The sequence below is a fragment of the Methylotenera sp. E1MeOHC1 genome (assembly GCF_058745595.1).
Genome location: NZ_CP196025.1, coordinates 225,162 through 241,936, shown reverse-complemented (window position 1 = coordinate 241,936; position 16,775 = coordinate 225,162). Strand labels below are relative to the sequence as shown.

Sequence of the window (16,775 nt, the reverse complement as noted above, 5' to 3'; positions counted from 1 at the left end):
CACATAACACTCGCTCAAAAAACTGCATCATTTATGAACAATCAATCAAGTAACTCCCCCGCAGATAAAGCACTACTTGCGGCAATCGACCTAGGCTCTAATAGCTTCCGGCTGGAAATTGGCCGGCTGGATAGCGGCCATATTGAGCGTGTGGAATACATCAAGGAAGCAGTAAGACAAGGTGGCGACCTAGATGAGGAGCGCAATCTAACTGCTGAAGCAATAGAGCGCGGCGTTCGCTGCTTAGCAAGGTTTGGTGAGCGCCTGCAAGGCTTTGATGCATCACACGTACGTGCTGTTGCAACCCAAACATTGCGCGAAGCTAACAACCGTGACCACTTTCTAAAACTGGCAAAAAAGGCTCTCGGCTTTGAAGTTGAGGTCATATCTGGCGTGGAAGAAGCTCGTCTTATCTACCAAGGGGTAAGCCGCTTTTTACCGCAATCAAATGAAAAAAGACTAGTGATAGACATCGGCGGGCGTTCAACCGAATTCATTCTTGGCTGCGGCTTTGAATCAAGCCAAACCGCATCTCTGCACGTGGGGTCTGTAGCGTGGGCACTCAAGCATTTTGCAAACGGTGAATTTACTGAAAAAGCATTTACACGCGCAGAAATATCGGCTGAATCTATCTTTGAAACTCTAGGCAGCCATTTCAACAGCACGCACTGGGATGTGGCTTACGGCGCTTCCGGCACTGTAGGCGCAGTGGCAGACGTGCTAACACAATACGGCAAGCCAGCAGATGCTGTCAGCAAAGAAAGTCTATATTGGCTGAAAGAAGAGCTACTCAAAGCAAGATACGTGGATAAGCTTCGTTTGAATGGCTTAAAGGAAGACCGCAAACCGGTGATTGCTGGCGGCCTTTCCGTGCTGATTGCCGTCTTTGAGTTCCTTAACATAGACACCTTAAACGTAGCAAAAGGTGCGTTAAGACATGGCTTGCTATATGACATGCTGGCGCGTGAAAACGATATGCTGGACCTACGCAATACATCGATTCAACGCTTAGCACGCAAATTTGACGTAGACGAAACACATGCCAACACGGTTGCCGAGGTTGCTGAAAAGCTCTTTGAAAAGATAAGCGACAGCACTACATTTGCAGACGGCGAATACTTTAAACACGCACGTAAATTGCGCTGGGCGGCTCAACTACACGAAATTGGCGGCATTATCTCCCCAGTTGATGCGCACTTGCATGGCGCTTACATCCTAGACCACACCGAACCAGTTGGCTTTTCGCAAGGTGAGCTACATTGCTTAAGCTTAATTATCTTAGGACATCGCGGTAAGTTAAAGCGACTAGAGGCTGATTTCTCAGACCGTATCCTAGTGATGCAATTAATTTGCATGCGACTGGCCGTTATCTTATGTCACGCGCGACAAATGCCTAATCTACGCGGCATGCAATTGGCATTAAATAATAATGGTTTTAAGCTATCACTGCCAAAATCATGGGCAAGCAAGTATCCACAATCTCACTACCTGCTGGATGAAGAGACATTAGCATGGCAGAAAATAAACTGGCATTTTGAGCTAGTAAATACGATATAAAACTGTCACAAAAAATTCATTTGCGTTCCAAAATAAACGGTATAAACTGTTTATATCGTTTATTTGGAGTGCAACCATGTCAAAAATCAATTCAATACAGGCTGAAGCGTTAAAATCAACCCCTGAAAACGCAACTAGCGCAGAAACAAACAAACCTGCTGCTAAGGCAGCACCAGCCAGCAAAGCTGCTGTAAAACCGGCTCCAGCAAAAACTGTCGCTGCTAAACCTGTTGCAGCAAAAACAACAGTCACTAAACCAGCAGCCAAAGCTGCTGTAAAAACCAGCGTGACCAGCACTAAAAAAACTGAAAAAGCCGCTGACAAAACCAAAACACAAAAAGAAAAAACGCCAAAACTAAAAATGGAGCGTGATAGCTTCACCATGCCTAAAACTGAGTACGCGCAATTTGCAGTGCTTAAAGAGCGCCTCACTAAATTGGGCCAGCCAGCTAAAAAGAGCGAGCTACTACGCGCAGGGATTATGCAGTTAAGTGCCATGACTGATGCCGCATTAAAAGCGGCTATGAGTAAAGTGCCTGCCATTAAAACTGGCAGACCTAAAAAGAAATAAGCGCAAATTATATTGAAGGCTGTTCGCGTCATTGCTGGTGAGAATAAACCACCAGTCATGACGCGATACGCCCAAGATGTGGGTCAATGATGTTTATCTATAGAGCAGCCATACCGTATAGATGCACGCTAGATTTGAGTCGCGCTCAACTGCTCTTATAAACCACGCAAACTGGCAAACCACACCAACTAACTAGTGTGGTTTTTTGGTCTGATAAGCGTTAACTTCATCCACGGTTTTGATAACTTCTGCACGTAGTACTGGGTCTGACTGTGCTAGCTGCAAAGCTTTTTCAGCCGCCTCTTTGGCTGCCACCGCATCACCTTTAAGCAATAATACGTTGGCCAAATTGTTATAGGCGGCTACAGAGTTGGGGTATGCAATCGTCGCATTGCGGAAAGCACTGACTGCATGAGAGTAATGGCCTAACGCATAAGCACTATTCCCTAAGCCCATTAGCAGTACCAAATGATTAGGCCAGCGTTTAGCGGCAGCATCATATGCCAAATAAACATCGGTTTTATTTGCATTGCTCTCAAAAGCCACTATCGCTTTGGCAACTGCATCAGGATCATCGGCCTTAGGTAAGCTGCCTGGCTTTAACGCGACAAACGCCCAATAACCACTGCGCGCCCAAGTGCGCTGAAATGCACTCAAACTCATTTCAAAACGCTCAAAAGTGCCTGAACGCAACCAAACAAGCTCGCGGTCAAGGCTGTAGCCAACCACTACCGCATAATGCCAAGAAGGCACCCAAGATAAGCCTAGATTCTGCATCACTACCACCACATTACCGGCTGCAACCTCTGCCAGCACAGCATCAAGCTTAGGCGCCAACTTTACAGACAAGGCGCCATGCCTGCGTGCAGCAGCCAGCATTTCAATCTGCAAACTACCCTTGCGAGCAGGAATGTAAATCTCTGGTACCAGTTGATCCGGCGTCACGTGAATATCAACGGCATTGAGCGCAGTTGCTAATGCGGCCGGCCCACAGTGATATTGCGATTGGGGAAAGAAAGGGGTTTGGATCAGCTCATACTGCCTAGGAAGTGATGGGTTTTGTACTGCCTCACGCACGCCGGTTGCAGCACAGGCATTGAGCAATAAACAAAAAGCCAGCATGATTAACTTACGAAACATGCTGGCTTCTCGCTGTAACAAAACCTGACTAAGCTAATACACGATTAGCGAATAGAACGTGTAAATGGATACACTTTAGTAAAACCAAGGATATCAGTCAGCAACAGCACTAGGAACACCAAAATAATGGCTCCAATAATGCCGCTGCCAGCTGGCGCATTTTCAATCTGCGTTGCCATCGTGCTTGCTTCTTCATCTGTAAGTGAAGCAACACGACTGCGTGCTTGTGCTGGGTCAATGCCATGCTCAATTAACGCAGCCTGTACATCCTGACGAGACAAGGCAGTGATGATGCGCGCACGGTCTTGGTCAGCGGCGCTTGAGAAAACACTCTCCGCAACTTGCGCCGAACTAATCATAGCCGCCTGAACGGTTTGCACAGAACCTGTAAATAAAATAGAAGCCGCAAGAAATGCACTGAAAAAACGCTTAACAAAAATCATGGCAAGTACCCCTTATCATTAAAATTTAGTTAAAAAGATGGTTTAAATCTTACAGCCCACTTAAGCGACTAACTGCAGGCTGTCGATTAAGGCCATCACTTACGAGTATTAAATATGCCTACAGAACTAAAATAGCACAGTTCAATAATCGTGTATAGGCATATGCATGGCGAATAATCTAGCGAGATACCGTTTACGTTAATCAAAAGCCAGGCTGTTTCACGGCATCAATGTAGTAATGTGATATGCCATCCAACTTACGCTGTTTTAGCCACCAAACAGCCCCCTTCTTTACTACGCATGCGCTTTGATGCAAGCCCAGCAGTTTACTTATGAACAGGCCAAGGTTAGGCTGATGCCCCACCAGTACGATAGTTTGCGTGCCGTCCTGATTTGTAACTTCTTGCATCATGTGGGCCACATTACTATCCACGCTTAAGCAGTCAGCAATTTTAATTTCCATCTGATTTAAATCATGCAAGGCATGCGCTGTTTGCAGACAGCGGCGTGCTGGGCTACATAGTAGCTCGGCATGCTCAGGCAAGTGCTTATACAGCCACTTTGCAATTTTGGCCGCATCTTTACGGCCGCGCTTGGTTAATGCACGGTCATGGTCATGGCCGCTTTCACTTTGCACTTCCGCTTCAGCATGTCGCCAAATGATTAAATTTGCCATGGTTTAATTAAACAGTTTAGTTAAACAGTTTTGTTAATCCGTATATTTATGCAGCAATTGCAGTTGTGCACTATTAACACGTATAGGCTCACCTGGCTTAGCTTTATGGGCTTGCATAGCAATAGGCTGATAGCTGCCGTCCGCATTTAATATCCATGCATCATGATTATCGTCTAGATACATTTGGCAGCACTCCTGCAAAATCCGCGCACGATTTTTTGCATCGATAATCGGCCATGCAATTTCAACACGGCGCATCATATTACGGTTCATCCAGTCAGCACTGGACAGCCACATATGCTCGACTTCTGCGATTTTGAAATAAAACACGCGCGAATGCTCAAGCAAGCGACCAATCACTGAACGCACACGAATGCGACCATTCAAGCCTGGCGCGTCAATCGGTAAAATACACGCACCACGCAAGATCAAATCCACCTCCACCCCAGCACGCCCAGCTTTAACTAACGCCTTCACCAGAGCCTCGTCCGTTAATGCATTCATTTTCAAAATAATAGAAGCAGGCTGCCCGGCCTTGGCACTCAGTTCTGCCGCTCTAATCTTAGCCAGCATCTGTTTATGCAAATTAAATGGCGCCACCAGCAGTTTCTGCATACGGGGTAATTTGACCTGGCTGGCAATATGCCTGAACAAATGCTCCATATCGCGGGTAATCTGCGCATCAGCGGTAAGCATGCTCACATCAGTATAGAGCCTTGCTGTTCTTGGATTATAGTTGCCGGTTGAAACATGCCCATAGTATTGAAGCCCAGTAGCTTCACGGCGCATCACCAATAACATTTTGGCATGGGTTTTTAGCCCCACAATGCCATACACCACTTGCGCGCCCACAGATTCTAAATCCTCGGCCCAGTTGATATTTGCCTCTTCATCAAACCTAGCTTTAAGCTCCACTACAGCCATCACCTCTTTGCCACGGCGTACTGCTTCTTGCAGTAGCTTCAGCATACGTGGGTCTGAGCCTGTACGATAAATGGTTTGCTGGATAGAAAGCACATCGGGGTCATGCACGGCCTCACGCAAGAAATCAATGACTGACTCAAAGCTCTCGTAAGGCTGGTGGATAAGAACATCACGCTGTTTGAGCTGTGAGAAAAATGACTGATTGGGGACTAGCTGCTGACTTATCTGCGGCTCATATGGCTTAAATTTGAGGTGGTCACCTTCAGCTAAATCTGCCAACTGCATCAGGCGCGCTAAATTAACCAAGCCATTCACGCGATACAGCGACTGTTTAGGTAAATCGAATTGCTGCAGCAAGAGCTTAGCTAGCTTTTCATCACAACCATGTGATACCTCCAAACGCACCGCTTCACCAAAATGTCGTTGTACCAAGCCTTTTCTTAACGCTGTACGCAGGTTTTTTACATCCTCTTCATCCACGGCCAAATCAGAATGCCGAGTTACCCTAAACTGTGAGAAACATAACACCTCACGGCCAGTAAATAAGCTAGCTAAATGTGCACGAATAACACTAGATAAAGACACAAATTTTTGTTGCTTGCCACTCAAGTGCTTAGGCAGTTTAATTAAGCGAGGCAACGCCCTTGGCACCTTCACAATGGCAATATTATTATTGCGTCCAAATGCGTCGGTACCCCCCAGTGACACAATAAAATTTAAAGACTTATTGGCCACTTGCGGAAAGGGGTGAGAAGGGTCAAGCGCAACTGGCACCAGTAACGGACGCACGCTGGACTCAAAATAACGTGCGACCCAACGCTTTTGCTCTAATGTACGCTCAGCGTTAGACACCAGATACACACCTGCACTCGCCAGAGCAGGCATTAAATCTGTATTAAAAATCTCGTACTGTTTTTCTACTAAAGTATGCGCAGCTTTGGATATTTCTAAATAGCTTTGTACGTTAACATCGGTCTTTTTTTCATTATCACGCATGGCGTCTACATGCGGCGCGGCGCGTACTTCAAAAAACTCATCCAGATTGGAAGACACAATGCAAAGAAAACGCAAACGCTCTAGCAGAGGATACTCCGCATTTTGCGCAAGACTCAGTACACGTGCATTAAACGCCAATATACTGATATCTCGATTAAGTAATTTAAGCGGTGAATTAACTGAACGCATGATATTTTCTAATTAGTTATTTCATTCAGCATAAGCGACAATTATGACAGTGTCATGAAAATTCATCAAAACCGTCATCTATGTGAAATATGTGAAAGCTTAGCAAATAGACACAGCTATTTTATTGGGAAAACAAACGAAAGCGTTACGCTACTCTGGTAATGACTACGGCCTCAAGTAGAGGTTCACTCAGCTTGTGCCAAGCTGTTTGTGATAAATGCGACTTGTGTAAAGGCTTGTGCATCTAATGATGAGCGGCCTAGCAAACCACCATCTATATCCGGCATGGAGAGCATATCATGTGCATTATCGGCAGTCAGGCTGCCGCCATAAAGGATGCGCACTTGCTGCGCAAGGGCTAAGTCTCGTGTAGAGATAAGCTGCCGAATCAGCACATGCATTGATTGTGCTTGCTGTGGGCTTGCATGTAACCCAGTGCCAATCGCCCACACCGGTTCATAAGCCACCACAATATTGAGAGATTTAGCGCACGCCAATGCTTCATCATCTAACGCGTTTAACATATTCAGTAATTGCTGCCGAATTACCGCTTCAGCCATGCCAGCATCACGCTCTTGCTGTGTTTCACCCACACAGTAAATGGGCGTTAATCCGCAAGCTAAAGCACGTAACAGTTTTGTAGCAATCACCTCATAACTATCTAAATGCAACAAGCGCCGCTCAGAATGCCCAATAATCACAAAGCGGCAACCAAACTCGGCAATCATTGCCGCTGAAATGCATGAGGTATAAGCGCCCTCCTCAAACTGACTTACATTCTGCGAGCCCCACAAAATGTTGCTACCAGCTAATAACTGCTGCCCTTGAAACAAATAAACGTAAGGTAAACAAAGTGCAAAATCTACCGCATCCAGCGCTTGTAGATTTAATTTCAATTGCTGTAATAGCTGCTGATTACCCGCAATGCTGCCGTGTAACTTCCAGTTGCCAACAATGAGTTTTCTACGCTTAACCATGCAAACAATCGTCTTTCATACCCATTACATACGGTGAAAATTAATCGCTAATTTGATGCTGAGATTACGCATTATGGCACGATCACTGCATCCAGAGTGATGTGGCAATCACACTCATTTGAGCAAGAAAGATTTCAACGCCAGCGCGGAGGCCGTAAATCCAAACGGTGCGGTGACACATACGCTAGAGCCGTAACCTGCGCAATTTAAGCCAGTCACGCCTGTATTAGTTTCTACCTCACAGGCAGCGTCAGGCTTAATCACAGACTCGTCAGAATATACTGCTTGTATGCCAAACTTATCGGATTTTTTGTTGTTAGTGGCTTTAGGGAATTGATAGTCACGGCGTAACTGATTGCGTACTTTAGCCAGCAATCTATCACCGGACACATGAGCAAGGTCTGCTGCTTGTATGCGCGTAGGGTCCAGCCTGCCACCGGCCGCACCTACGGTCACTAGCGGTAGTTTATGCGTGCGACAAAAAGCTGCAATCGCCACCTTTGCTTTGGCATCATCAACGCAGTCAATCACAGAATCATATGGCTGACTCAACATCACAGCTACATTCTCCATCGTTACAAAATCTTCGATTTCGTACACGTTAGCAAGGGGATTAATCTCAAGAATACGCTCACGCATTGCGGTCACCTTGGCTTTACCAAAAGTGCGGTCTAAAGCATGCAGCTGTCGGTTAACGTTAGACTCTGCGACGTTATCTAAATCGATTAAGGTAATATTACCTACCGCATTGCGCGCCAGCGCTTCGGCTGCCCAACTACCGACACCACCGATGCCAATCACGCACATATGCGCAGATTGCAATTTAGCCAAGCCATCTGCACCGTATAGCCTTGCCACGCCACCAAAGCGACGTGCCATATCGGGTTGATGCAAAGAATCGAGTGCGGTTACTACAGACATTATATTTCCAGCACAACGAAAGCTGCTGCTAGGTTTTTTTCATCACTAATACTGATATGCGTTTTAATGATATTTCTTTCATCTAAAAACGCCTGCAATATTGGCGCCAACACCAGCATCGGCTTACCTAAAGCATCATGGCCTACTGCAATGTTTTGCAAAGTGGCAGGTGCGCGCAAGCCAGTACCTAAAGCCTTGGAAAATGCCTCTTTGGCAGCAAATCGTTTCGCCAGAAAACGTGCTTTAATTTGCGACTGCTGATAACTCTCTAGCTCACTCTCGGCCAATATTCTGCGTGCGAAAGCATCGCCAAACTCTGCAATAGAGTCTTTAATACGCGTGACCTCCACAACATCAGTGCCTATTCCAAAAATCATCAACTGCCTTTTACCTTAATATGGGAATACTATCTGGGGGCAAACTGCTGCATTAAAGATTTCATCTCACGCACGGCATTGTCCCAACCCACAAACAAGGCATGCGCAACAATGGCATGGCCGATATTTAGTTCCTCAAAGCCGTACATACGCGCAATATGATGCACATTATGGTAGTGCAAACCATGCCCGGCATTGACTACTAAGCGTGCGTCTTTTGCATGCTGCAGCGCACGCTCGATACGATCAAGCTCCGCTATTTGCGTGCGTTCTGATTCTGCATCAGCAAACGTGCCGGTATGCAATTCAATCACCGGCGCCCCCGTTTTAACCGCGGCGTCGATTTGTGCTAAATCTGGCGCAATAAATAAAGATACACGAATGCCTGCATCACTTAATTTTTTTACAGCGTGCTGCACTTTATCAAACTGGGTAACGACATCCAACCCACCCTCAGTAGTGCGTTCTTCACGGCGCTCAGGCACCAAGCACACATCTTGCGGCATGACTTTAATCGCAATATCCAACATTTCATCTGTCACTGCACACTCAAGATTCATTTTGGTTTGCAACAGTGGGCGTAATGCAAATATGTCTGCATCTTGCATATGACGGCGGTCTTCACGTAGATGTAAAGTAATGCTGTCAGCACCAGACTGCTCAGCGCGTAAAGCTGCTTGTACTACACTTGGATACTTAGTGCCACGTGCCTGACGGATTGTTGCAACGTGGTCGATATTGACACCCAATTTAATCATGCGTCTATCACCTTATAAATCAAAACATTATGGCAGCCCACGCACATCTCACATTGAGCTGCCTCAAGAAACTAGTTAATACCCTTGCAACTCAATCAGTAACTGCCGAGTATGTAGTGGCTTATCGCCTAAATAATGAGCTAACAAATAACGCATCAACTGCTTGCTCTGTTGTTGCGTCTGCTCATCACTGTAATCATCATTCAACATATCAATGAGCGTCTTGCCCGACAGCTGCACGCCATTTTCATAACGTGCCAACGTGCCACGTATTGGATATGCGCCGTGCTCTGCCTCATAGCGATAATTTTGCTGTATAAGAATCGGTGCGCTATTGGCATCTAAGTGTAGCGGTATTGCATAGCCAAGCTCTTGCAGAAACTTTAACTCAAAACGACGCAGCGTCGTGGCCAAGTGCTGCTCACTTGCCAGCGCTTTTAGTGTCTCTGCATAATAAGCAAACAAGGCTTCATGTGGGTCCTCGCGCGGCAGTAGTCTTAGCAACAATTCGTTCAGATAGAAGCCGCACATCAGCGCTTCACCCTGTAGCAAAAGTAAACAACCGTTCCACTCTAAACCGTGCAAAGTTTTAAGCTCTAACTTGCCTGACCATGTCGCCAACATTGGCTGGAAGGCCTGCAACATGCCTCGCATAGCAGAGCGTGGGCGTCTTGCCCCTTTTGCAGTAGTGGCAACTCGCCCAAACTCACATGAAAACAGCTCTACTACCAGGCTGGTTTCTTTAAATGGATAAGTATGCAGCACGTAAACGGACTGATTGTCTTGACGATGAGAACTCACTGACGCCATAAGGTCTATTCAACCACCACGATACAAACACTAGCGTTAATGATATCCATCTTAAACAGCATCAACGTGTAACCATTCCACCAAAAAAACCGACAACCCGACCAATGTGTCGCAGATTAATAACCTAGCGACTTGAGTGCGCGCGCATCATCTGCCCAGCCGCCTTTAACTTTTACCCATGTTTCTAGGTAAACTTTACCGCCAAACAGTTTTTCCATGTCTTGTCTGGCTTCGGTAGAAATTTGCTTGAGTTTCTCGCCGTTTTTACCAATCAACATCGGCTTTTGACTGTCTTTATCAACAATGATGGCGCAAAAAATACGGCGCAACTTACCCACCACTTCAAACTTTTCAACCTCTACCGCGACTGAATATGGAATTTCATCGCCTAGCAATCTAAATATTTTCTCACGCACCAACTCTGCCGCAAGGAAGCGCTCATTCTTATCCGTCAACTCATCTTCAGAGTAAATCGCCTCTTGCTCAGGCAAGTAGCTACGGATAGATTTTAATAACTCATCTAAGTTAAGGCTCTTTTTAGCGCTGACTGGCACGATTTCTGAGAATGGAAACTCCAAATCGAAATCTTGAATCAACGGCAGTACGTTGCCTTTATCACCCATTAAGTCCAGCTTGTTCACCACCAAGATAGTCGGTGTTTTATCAGACAATAACTGTAATACCTTGCGATCAGCATCGCCCAACTTCATCGGCTCAATCACAAACAGGACTACATCGACTTCTGTTAGCACCTGGGTGACCGTTTTATTTAAACCTTTGTTCAAAGCATTTAAGTGCTTTTGCTGAAAACCTGGCGTATCTACAAACAAATACTGCGTATCATCTGTCGTATGTATGCCTAATAGGCGGTGGCGTGTAGTTTGCGCCTTACGTGAAGTAATTGCTAACTTCATCCCTAAAATATGGTTTAACAGCGTGGATTTACCCACGTTCGGGCGCCCCACGATTGCCACTGTACCGCACTTAAAGGGGCCATCGAAAGCAGTCACTGCCTTCACTTCAAGCTCTTGATTAATATCTGTCATTTTTTAACTTTTCCAATATGGAGTTTATTTAACGCAAGCAAAGCAAGTTCTGCTGCCTGCTGTTCAGCAATGCGACGGCTCCGGCCTTCACCTACTGTGCGAATTTGATGTTTTTCCACTAAGCACTCCACCACAAACTTTTGCTCGTGCGCTTCACCGCTGGTGTGTGTGACTGTATATTCTGGGACTGCGATTTTTCTACTTTGCAACAACTCTTGCAATAAGGATTTAGGGTCTTTATCGATGACTTTAGGATCTATCGTTTCCAACTTACCTGCGTAGAGACCCAAGACAAAAGTTTGCGCGGCATCGAACCCGCTATCAAGATAAACTGCGCCTATAATAGCCTCTAGCGCATCAGCTAAAATAGAAGGCCTACGCCAACCTGCACTTTTTAACTCGCCTTCACCCAGCAACAGTGCATCACCAAGGTTGAGGGATAGCGCGATTTCTGACAACGTTGCCTCCTTCACCATTTGTGCTCGCAGACGGCTTAAATCACCTTCTGCCAGTTTAGGGAAACGCTGATATAACTGGTGTGCAATGATGAAATTGAGAACACCATCACCCAAAAACTCAAGGCGCTCATTATTTTGGCCAGCATAACTACGGTGAGTGAGTGCCTGCGTTAACAAGCTTTCATTCACAAACTGATGCGACAAGCGCTTTAATAACTCTTGTTTAGACATCAATACCGCCAGAAGTTAGCTGCTTATTCAAATATCTTAAATACACTACTTACCATCACTACGTGCTGAAAAATCTATCAGCACACTTACATTGCCCATAATCGGCTTCACTACTTCATATGAAACAGACACTACCGCATTACCATCAGGGGTTTTTTCTATCACTAAGTCTGAGCCTTTTACCGTATCAACATAGGCAACTGAAGCGCGCTTTTCAAACGAGTCTTTAATTTCTTTATTACTCATCGTGCCCAGAGATTCAGACTGCATGGCTTTCAGCACTTTCTTGACTGACATAAACTCTATATAAGCTGGAGCCATTTTCATCGCAATCAAAGCGACAAACACAACGAAAGCACCAACGATTAGCATACCTAACAAAGTTGCGCCTTGTTGTTTTTTAACGCTTTGCATATGCATTAATTTATTTATCATGTTTATCTCCATGCCTAGTCAAGTTAGTACGGCCAAGTAGTACATTCAAGTTTAGTACAGCCAAATAATTAATCTATTTTATTGCCGATTCTAGAACCCTGATCAAAATTCATCCAGATAAAAAATGCCTTACCGACCAGATTCTGCTCAGGTACAAATCCCCATACTCGGCTATCTGAACTATTATCCCGATTATCCCCCATTGCCAAATATTGTCCATCCGGCACAGTGACTTCTTCACCATCTGCAAATTTAGCGCCTATCGTGTCCGCCTCATAATTGCCAACCACGTTATGCACCAAAATATCATGATTCTTGCTGCCTAATTGCTCATGGTATTGTTTCGCTTGCACCACATTAAGCCCAGACATCACATACTCATAATAACCAGCACTTTCAACCGCAATCGGCTGCCCATTAATGGTGAGACGCTTATCTTGATAGCCCACTTTATCTCCAGGCAAACCTACTACGCGTTTAATGTAGTCAATAGAGGGGTTCGGTGGGTAATGAAACACGATGACATCGCCACGTGCAGGCTTATTCACCGCTAAGAATGTGTTATTTAAAATTGGCACACGCAGACCATAGGTAAACTTATTCACCAAAATAAAATCGCCTGCCAGCAAAGTCGGCATCATAGAACCTGATGGAATCTTGAACGGCTCGACAATAAATGAGCGTACTAAAAACACCACCAAAATAACGGGGAAAAAGCTCTTAGCATACTCAACTAAAACCGGCTCATCAGCCCCAGCAGGGCGTTTCTTACTTAATACTAAAATATCAAATAGCCATATCAACCCGGTAACCAGCAGTACGACTATCATAAAAAGCGCGAACATCATGGCGTTTTACCTTATTTTCTTATTTATCTTCTACTCTTAAAATCGCTAAGAATGCTTCTTGCGGAATCTCAACGTTACCCACTTGCTTCATGCGTTTTTTACCTTCTTTTTGCTTCTCAAGCAACTTACGCTTACGCGTAATATCACCGCCATAACATTTTGCAATCACGTTTTTACGCATGGCTTTTACAGTTTCACGCGCAATGATGTTGGCGCCGATCGATGCCTGAATTGCCACATCAAACATCTGACGTGGAATTAATTCACGCATTTTCGCTGCAACTTCACGGCCACGATAAACACTGTTACTACGGTGCACGATAAGGCTTAATGCGTCTACGCGCTCGCCGTTCACCATGATATCCAGCTTAACCAAATCAGCCGCACGGAACTCTAAAAACTCGTAATCCATACTTGCGTAACCACGTGATACAGATTTTAATCGATCAAAAAAGTCCAATACCACTTCATTTAATGGCATTTCATAGCTCAACATCACCTGACGGCCCAAATACTGCATATTGCGCTGAATACCGCGTTTACCATTACACAAGGTCATCACTGGGCCTACATAATCTTGCGGCATCAGCAGATTCACCACAATCACCGGCTCACGAATTTCTTCAATGCGTGATGGCTCTGGTAAGCGAGATGGATTTTCAATCTGCTGCACCTCGCCATTTTTGAGTAACAGTTCATATATTACTGTTGGCGCGGTGGTAATCAAGTCCATGTCGTACTCGCGCTCTAAACGCTCTTGCACAATTTCCATGTGCAGTAGACCTAAGAAACCACATCTAAAACCAAAGCCTAATGCTGTTGAATTTTCTGCCTCAAATAATAAAGACGCATCATTCAAACTCAGCTTTTCTAGCGCGGTGCGCAACGCTTCAAACTGGTTAGACTCAACCGGATACAAACCTGCAAACACTTGCGGTTTAACCTCTTTAAAGCCTGCCAGCGGCTCAGTTGCGGGCTTGGTAGCCAAAGTCACAGTATCGCCAACTTTAGCTGCAGCCAACTCTTTAATCCCTGCAATAACAAACCCTACCTCACCAGCTGACAATGATGTTTTTTGCAGTGATTTTGGTGTAAACACGCCAACCTGCTCACACAAATGCTCAGAACCAGTCGCCATCAAGCGAATCTTATCTTTAGGTTTAAGTGTACCGTCCACCACGCGCACCAACATGACCACACCCACATAGTTATCAAACCATGCATCAATCACCAAGGCCTTTAATGGTTTAGTGACATCGCCCACCGGTGGCGGCACTTTAGCAATCACTGCTTCCAATACATCACGCACACCCAAGCCGGTTTTAGCTGAACAGCGCACAGCATCTGAGGCATCCACGCCAATCACATCTTCAATCTCTTGAATCACGCGATCCGGGTCTGCTGAGGGCAAGTCAATTTTATTCAGCACTGCCGTCACTTCCACGCCCAAATCCAATGCGGTATAACAGTTAGCTACACTTTGCGCCTCTACACCTTGGCTAGCATCAACCACTAGCAACGCACCTTCGCAAGCTGAGAGTGAGCGCGAAACCTCATAGCTAAAATCCACGTGACCTGGGGTATCAATTAAATTCAGGTGGTAAATCTGCCCGTCATCCGCCTTATATTCCAAAGCCGCTGTTTGCGCTTTAATCGTAATACCACGCTCACGCTCAATATCCATAGAATCAAGCACTTGCGCTTCCATCTCACGATCTGCCAAACCACCACACAGGTGAATAATTCGGTCTGCCAAGGTGGATTTACCGTGATCGATGTGAGCAATAATGGAAAAGTTACGAATATTTTTCATGTTTAATTTTTAATAATGACTAAATTGACGACTAACGGGCTGTTCAGATAACAATAAAAGCGTGCTTAACAATAAGGGCGCACTAGGCGCCCTTATTGTTAACCGAACAGCTCGGATTTTACAGCAAATTCAAAGTATTAACATCTATAGATTAATGCTTACCCTTTAATTATGCGACGAGATGGCATTTACTTAGCACTTGGTATTTTAACCGGCACATACAAGGTGCTCTCACCGCGCAACACAAGTAAAGCAATGGTCTTGCCTGCACCAAAACTAGCTAGCTGCTTGTTAAATTGCTCGAGACTTTGCACTTCGGTATTGTTCAAACCTAGTATCACATCACCACGTCTGATGCCCGCTTGCGCTACAGCACCCAATGCATCCATCACCAAAAGACCATTTTTTCCATTCAGTTTTTTCTTTTGCTGTGGTGTAAGCTCTTTTAAAATTAAGCCAACACGATCAGCTTCCTGCTTCACTGCCGGTTTATTCGCTTGCACAGACTCTGATGCATCTGATGGCATCTCGCCAATCGCTACACTTAAGGTTTTATCAGCGCCTTTACGTAATACTTCTACCGGCACAGCCTTACCTGGTTTAGCAGCGCCAACGGCACGTGGCAAATCGGAAGAGTTTGCAATTGGCTTACCATCAAATTTAATGATGACGTCACCAGCCTCTACCCCACCCCTATCTGCAGGGCCGCCTTTTTCAACACCAGCAACCAAAGCCCCGTTGGTATTCTTCATACCAAATGACTCAGCCAGCTCCTTACTCAATTCTTGAATCACAACACCCAACCAACCTCTAGTTACCTTACCAGAAGCTTTTAATTGGTTGGTTACCTCAAGCGCCACGTCAATAGGAATACTGAACGACAAACCCATTGAGCCACCGCTACGACTATAAATTTGTGAGTTAATACCAACTACTTCACCGGCTAGATTAAACAATGGCCCACCTGAGTTACCTGGATTAATCGCAACATCGGTCTGAATGAACGGCACAAAGTTTTCTTGCGGCAAGGCTCTACCCTTTGCACTCACAATACCGGCTGTCATGGTGTTTTCTAAGCCAAATGGAGAGCCAATCGCAGCCACCCACTCACCTACCTTCAGCTTATTGGGATCACCAATCACTACTTTAGGTAAGCCTGTTGCTTCAATCTTAACCAGCGCAACATCGGTACGCTTGTCCGCGCCGATAATCTTGGCCTTAAATTCACGCTTATCTGATAACTTAACAATCACCTCATCGGCTTCAGACACCACATGTGCGTTGGTTAGGATATAGCCATCACTACTGATCACAAAGCCGGAACCGAGAGACTGCGACTTATACTCTGGCTGTGCTCCGCCATTTTGGCCAGGAAAATTGGGGATGCCAAAACGCTTAAAGAACTCCTGTAGTTGCTCATCACCTAACATACCAGGAAGCTGTGCAGGACTTGTACGCATATTTTGCGTAATACTGATGTTAACCACAGCAGGCCCTTGCTTTTCTGCCAATTCAGTAAAATCTGGCAAATCCTTAGCATTCACATTCACTGCAGAGCATAAAATAAATATAACTGCAGCAAGCCAACTTCTCATCATCTACTCA

At 45.4% G+C, this 16,775-nt stretch carries 17 protein-coding genes; 2 read left to right on the top strand and 15 right to left on the bottom strand.

The genetic code is table 11. The features are described from left to right. Window positions 1-33 precede the first annotated feature (33 nt). Together ACSSU7_RS01040 and ACSSU7_RS01035 are read left to right on the top strand one after the other, a co-directional pair. On the top strand, window positions 34-1,557 hold the full coding sequence (locus tag ACSSU7_RS01040) for a Ppx/GppA phosphatase family protein (protein WP_492516904.1): 1,524 nt from the start codon (window positions 34-36) through the stop codon (window positions 1,555-1,557). A 76-nt stretch (window positions 1,558-1,633) separates the two neighbouring features. After that, the gene (locus ACSSU7_RS01035) at window positions 1,634-2,128 is read left to right on the top strand and encodes a hypothetical protein (RefSeq protein WP_492516903.1); all 495 of its coding nucleotides are present in this window, start codon (window positions 1,634-1,636) and stop codon (window positions 2,126-2,128) included. 192 nt (window positions 2,129-2,320) lie between these two features. On the opposite strand, the gene ACSSU7_RS01030 is transcribed toward ACSSU7_RS01035, so the two are convergent. From ACSSU7_RS01030 to ACSSU7_RS00960, 15 genes are all read right to left on the bottom strand, one after another. Next, complete coding sequence (locus ACSSU7_RS01030) at window positions 2,321-3,268, bottom strand: PA2778 family cysteine peptidase (RefSeq protein WP_492516902.1); 948 nt, start codon at window positions 3,266-3,268, stop codon at window positions 2,321-2,323. A 44-nt stretch (window positions 3,269-3,312) separates the two neighbouring features. Next, window positions 3,313-3,711 (bottom strand): PA2779 family protein, encoded by a 399-nt coding sequence (locus ACSSU7_RS01025; RefSeq protein WP_492516901.1) that lies wholly within the window; start codon window positions 3,709-3,711, stop codon window positions 3,313-3,315. 202 nt (window positions 3,712-3,913) lie between these two features. Next, window positions 3,914-4,387 (bottom strand): SixA phosphatase family protein, encoded by a 474-nt coding sequence (locus ACSSU7_RS01020; protein ID WP_492516900.1) that lies wholly within the window; start codon window positions 4,385-4,387, stop codon window positions 3,914-3,916. A gap of 33 nt (window positions 4,388-4,420) precedes the next feature. Continuing rightward, window positions 4,421-6,496, bottom strand: a complete 2,076-nt coding sequence (gene ppk1, locus ACSSU7_RS01015; RefSeq protein WP_492516899.1) for a polyphosphate kinase 1 — start codon at window positions 6,494-6,496, stop codon at window positions 4,421-4,423. 185 nt (window positions 6,497-6,681) lie between these two features. Continuing rightward, a complete protein-coding gene (gene tpiA / locus ACSSU7_RS01010; RefSeq protein WP_492516898.1) occupies window positions 6,682-7,473 on the bottom strand; it encodes a triose-phosphate isomerase in 792 nt (263 codons plus the stop codon). A 114-nt stretch (window positions 7,474-7,587) separates the two neighbouring features. After that, a complete protein-coding gene (locus ACSSU7_RS01005; protein ID WP_492516897.1) occupies window positions 7,588-8,394 on the bottom strand; it encodes a tRNA threonylcarbamoyladenosine dehydratase in 807 nt (268 codons plus the stop codon). Then, complete coding sequence (acpS, locus tag ACSSU7_RS01000) at window positions 8,394-8,771, bottom strand: holo-ACP synthase (protein WP_492516896.1); 378 nt, start codon at window positions 8,769-8,771, stop codon at window positions 8,394-8,396. Before acpS ends, ACSSU7_RS01005 begins: the two co-directional genes overlap by 1 nt. Before the next feature lie 29 nt (window positions 8,772-8,800). Continuing rightward, window positions 8,801-9,529 (bottom strand): pyridoxine 5'-phosphate synthase, encoded by a 729-nt coding sequence (gene pdxJ / locus ACSSU7_RS00995; RefSeq protein ID WP_492516895.1) that lies wholly within the window; start codon window positions 9,527-9,529, stop codon window positions 8,801-8,803. 75 nt (window positions 9,530-9,604) lie between these two features. After that, window positions 9,605-10,339, bottom strand: a complete 735-nt coding sequence (recO, locus tag ACSSU7_RS00990) for a DNA repair protein RecO (RefSeq protein WP_492516894.1) — start codon at window positions 10,337-10,339, stop codon at window positions 9,605-9,607. A 116-nt stretch (window positions 10,340-10,455) separates the two neighbouring features. Then, complete coding sequence (era, locus tag ACSSU7_RS00985; RefSeq protein WP_492516893.1) at window positions 10,456-11,385, bottom strand: GTPase Era; 930 nt, start codon at window positions 11,383-11,385, stop codon at window positions 10,456-10,458. Beyond that, window positions 11,382-12,074, bottom strand: a complete 693-nt coding sequence (gene rnc / locus ACSSU7_RS00980; RefSeq protein WP_492516892.1) for a ribonuclease III — start codon at window positions 12,072-12,074, stop codon at window positions 11,382-11,384. The genes era and rnc overlap by 4 nt, the downstream gene beginning before the upstream one ends. A 45-nt stretch (window positions 12,075-12,119) precedes the next feature. Further along, window positions 12,120-12,509, bottom strand: a complete 390-nt coding sequence (locus tag ACSSU7_RS00975; RefSeq protein ID WP_492516891.1) for a DUF4845 domain-containing protein — start codon at window positions 12,507-12,509, stop codon at window positions 12,120-12,122. Between the two features lie 68 nt (window positions 12,510-12,577). Then, window positions 12,578-13,357 carry a signal peptidase I gene (gene lepB, locus ACSSU7_RS00970; RefSeq protein ID WP_492516890.1) on the bottom strand — a complete coding sequence of 260 codons (780 nt, stop codon included), beginning with the start codon at window positions 13,355-13,357 and terminating at the stop codon, window positions 12,578-12,580. Between the two features lie 19 nt (window positions 13,358-13,376). Then, window positions 13,377-15,170, bottom strand: a complete 1,794-nt coding sequence (lepA, locus tag ACSSU7_RS00965) for a translation elongation factor 4 (protein WP_492516889.1) — start codon at window positions 15,168-15,170, stop codon at window positions 13,377-13,379. Between the two features lie 188 nt (window positions 15,171-15,358). Then, complete coding sequence (locus tag ACSSU7_RS00960; RefSeq protein WP_492516888.1) at window positions 15,359-16,768, bottom strand: DegQ family serine endoprotease; 1,410 nt, start codon at window positions 16,766-16,768, stop codon at window positions 15,359-15,361. Window positions 16,769-16,775: the final 7 nt, after the last annotated feature.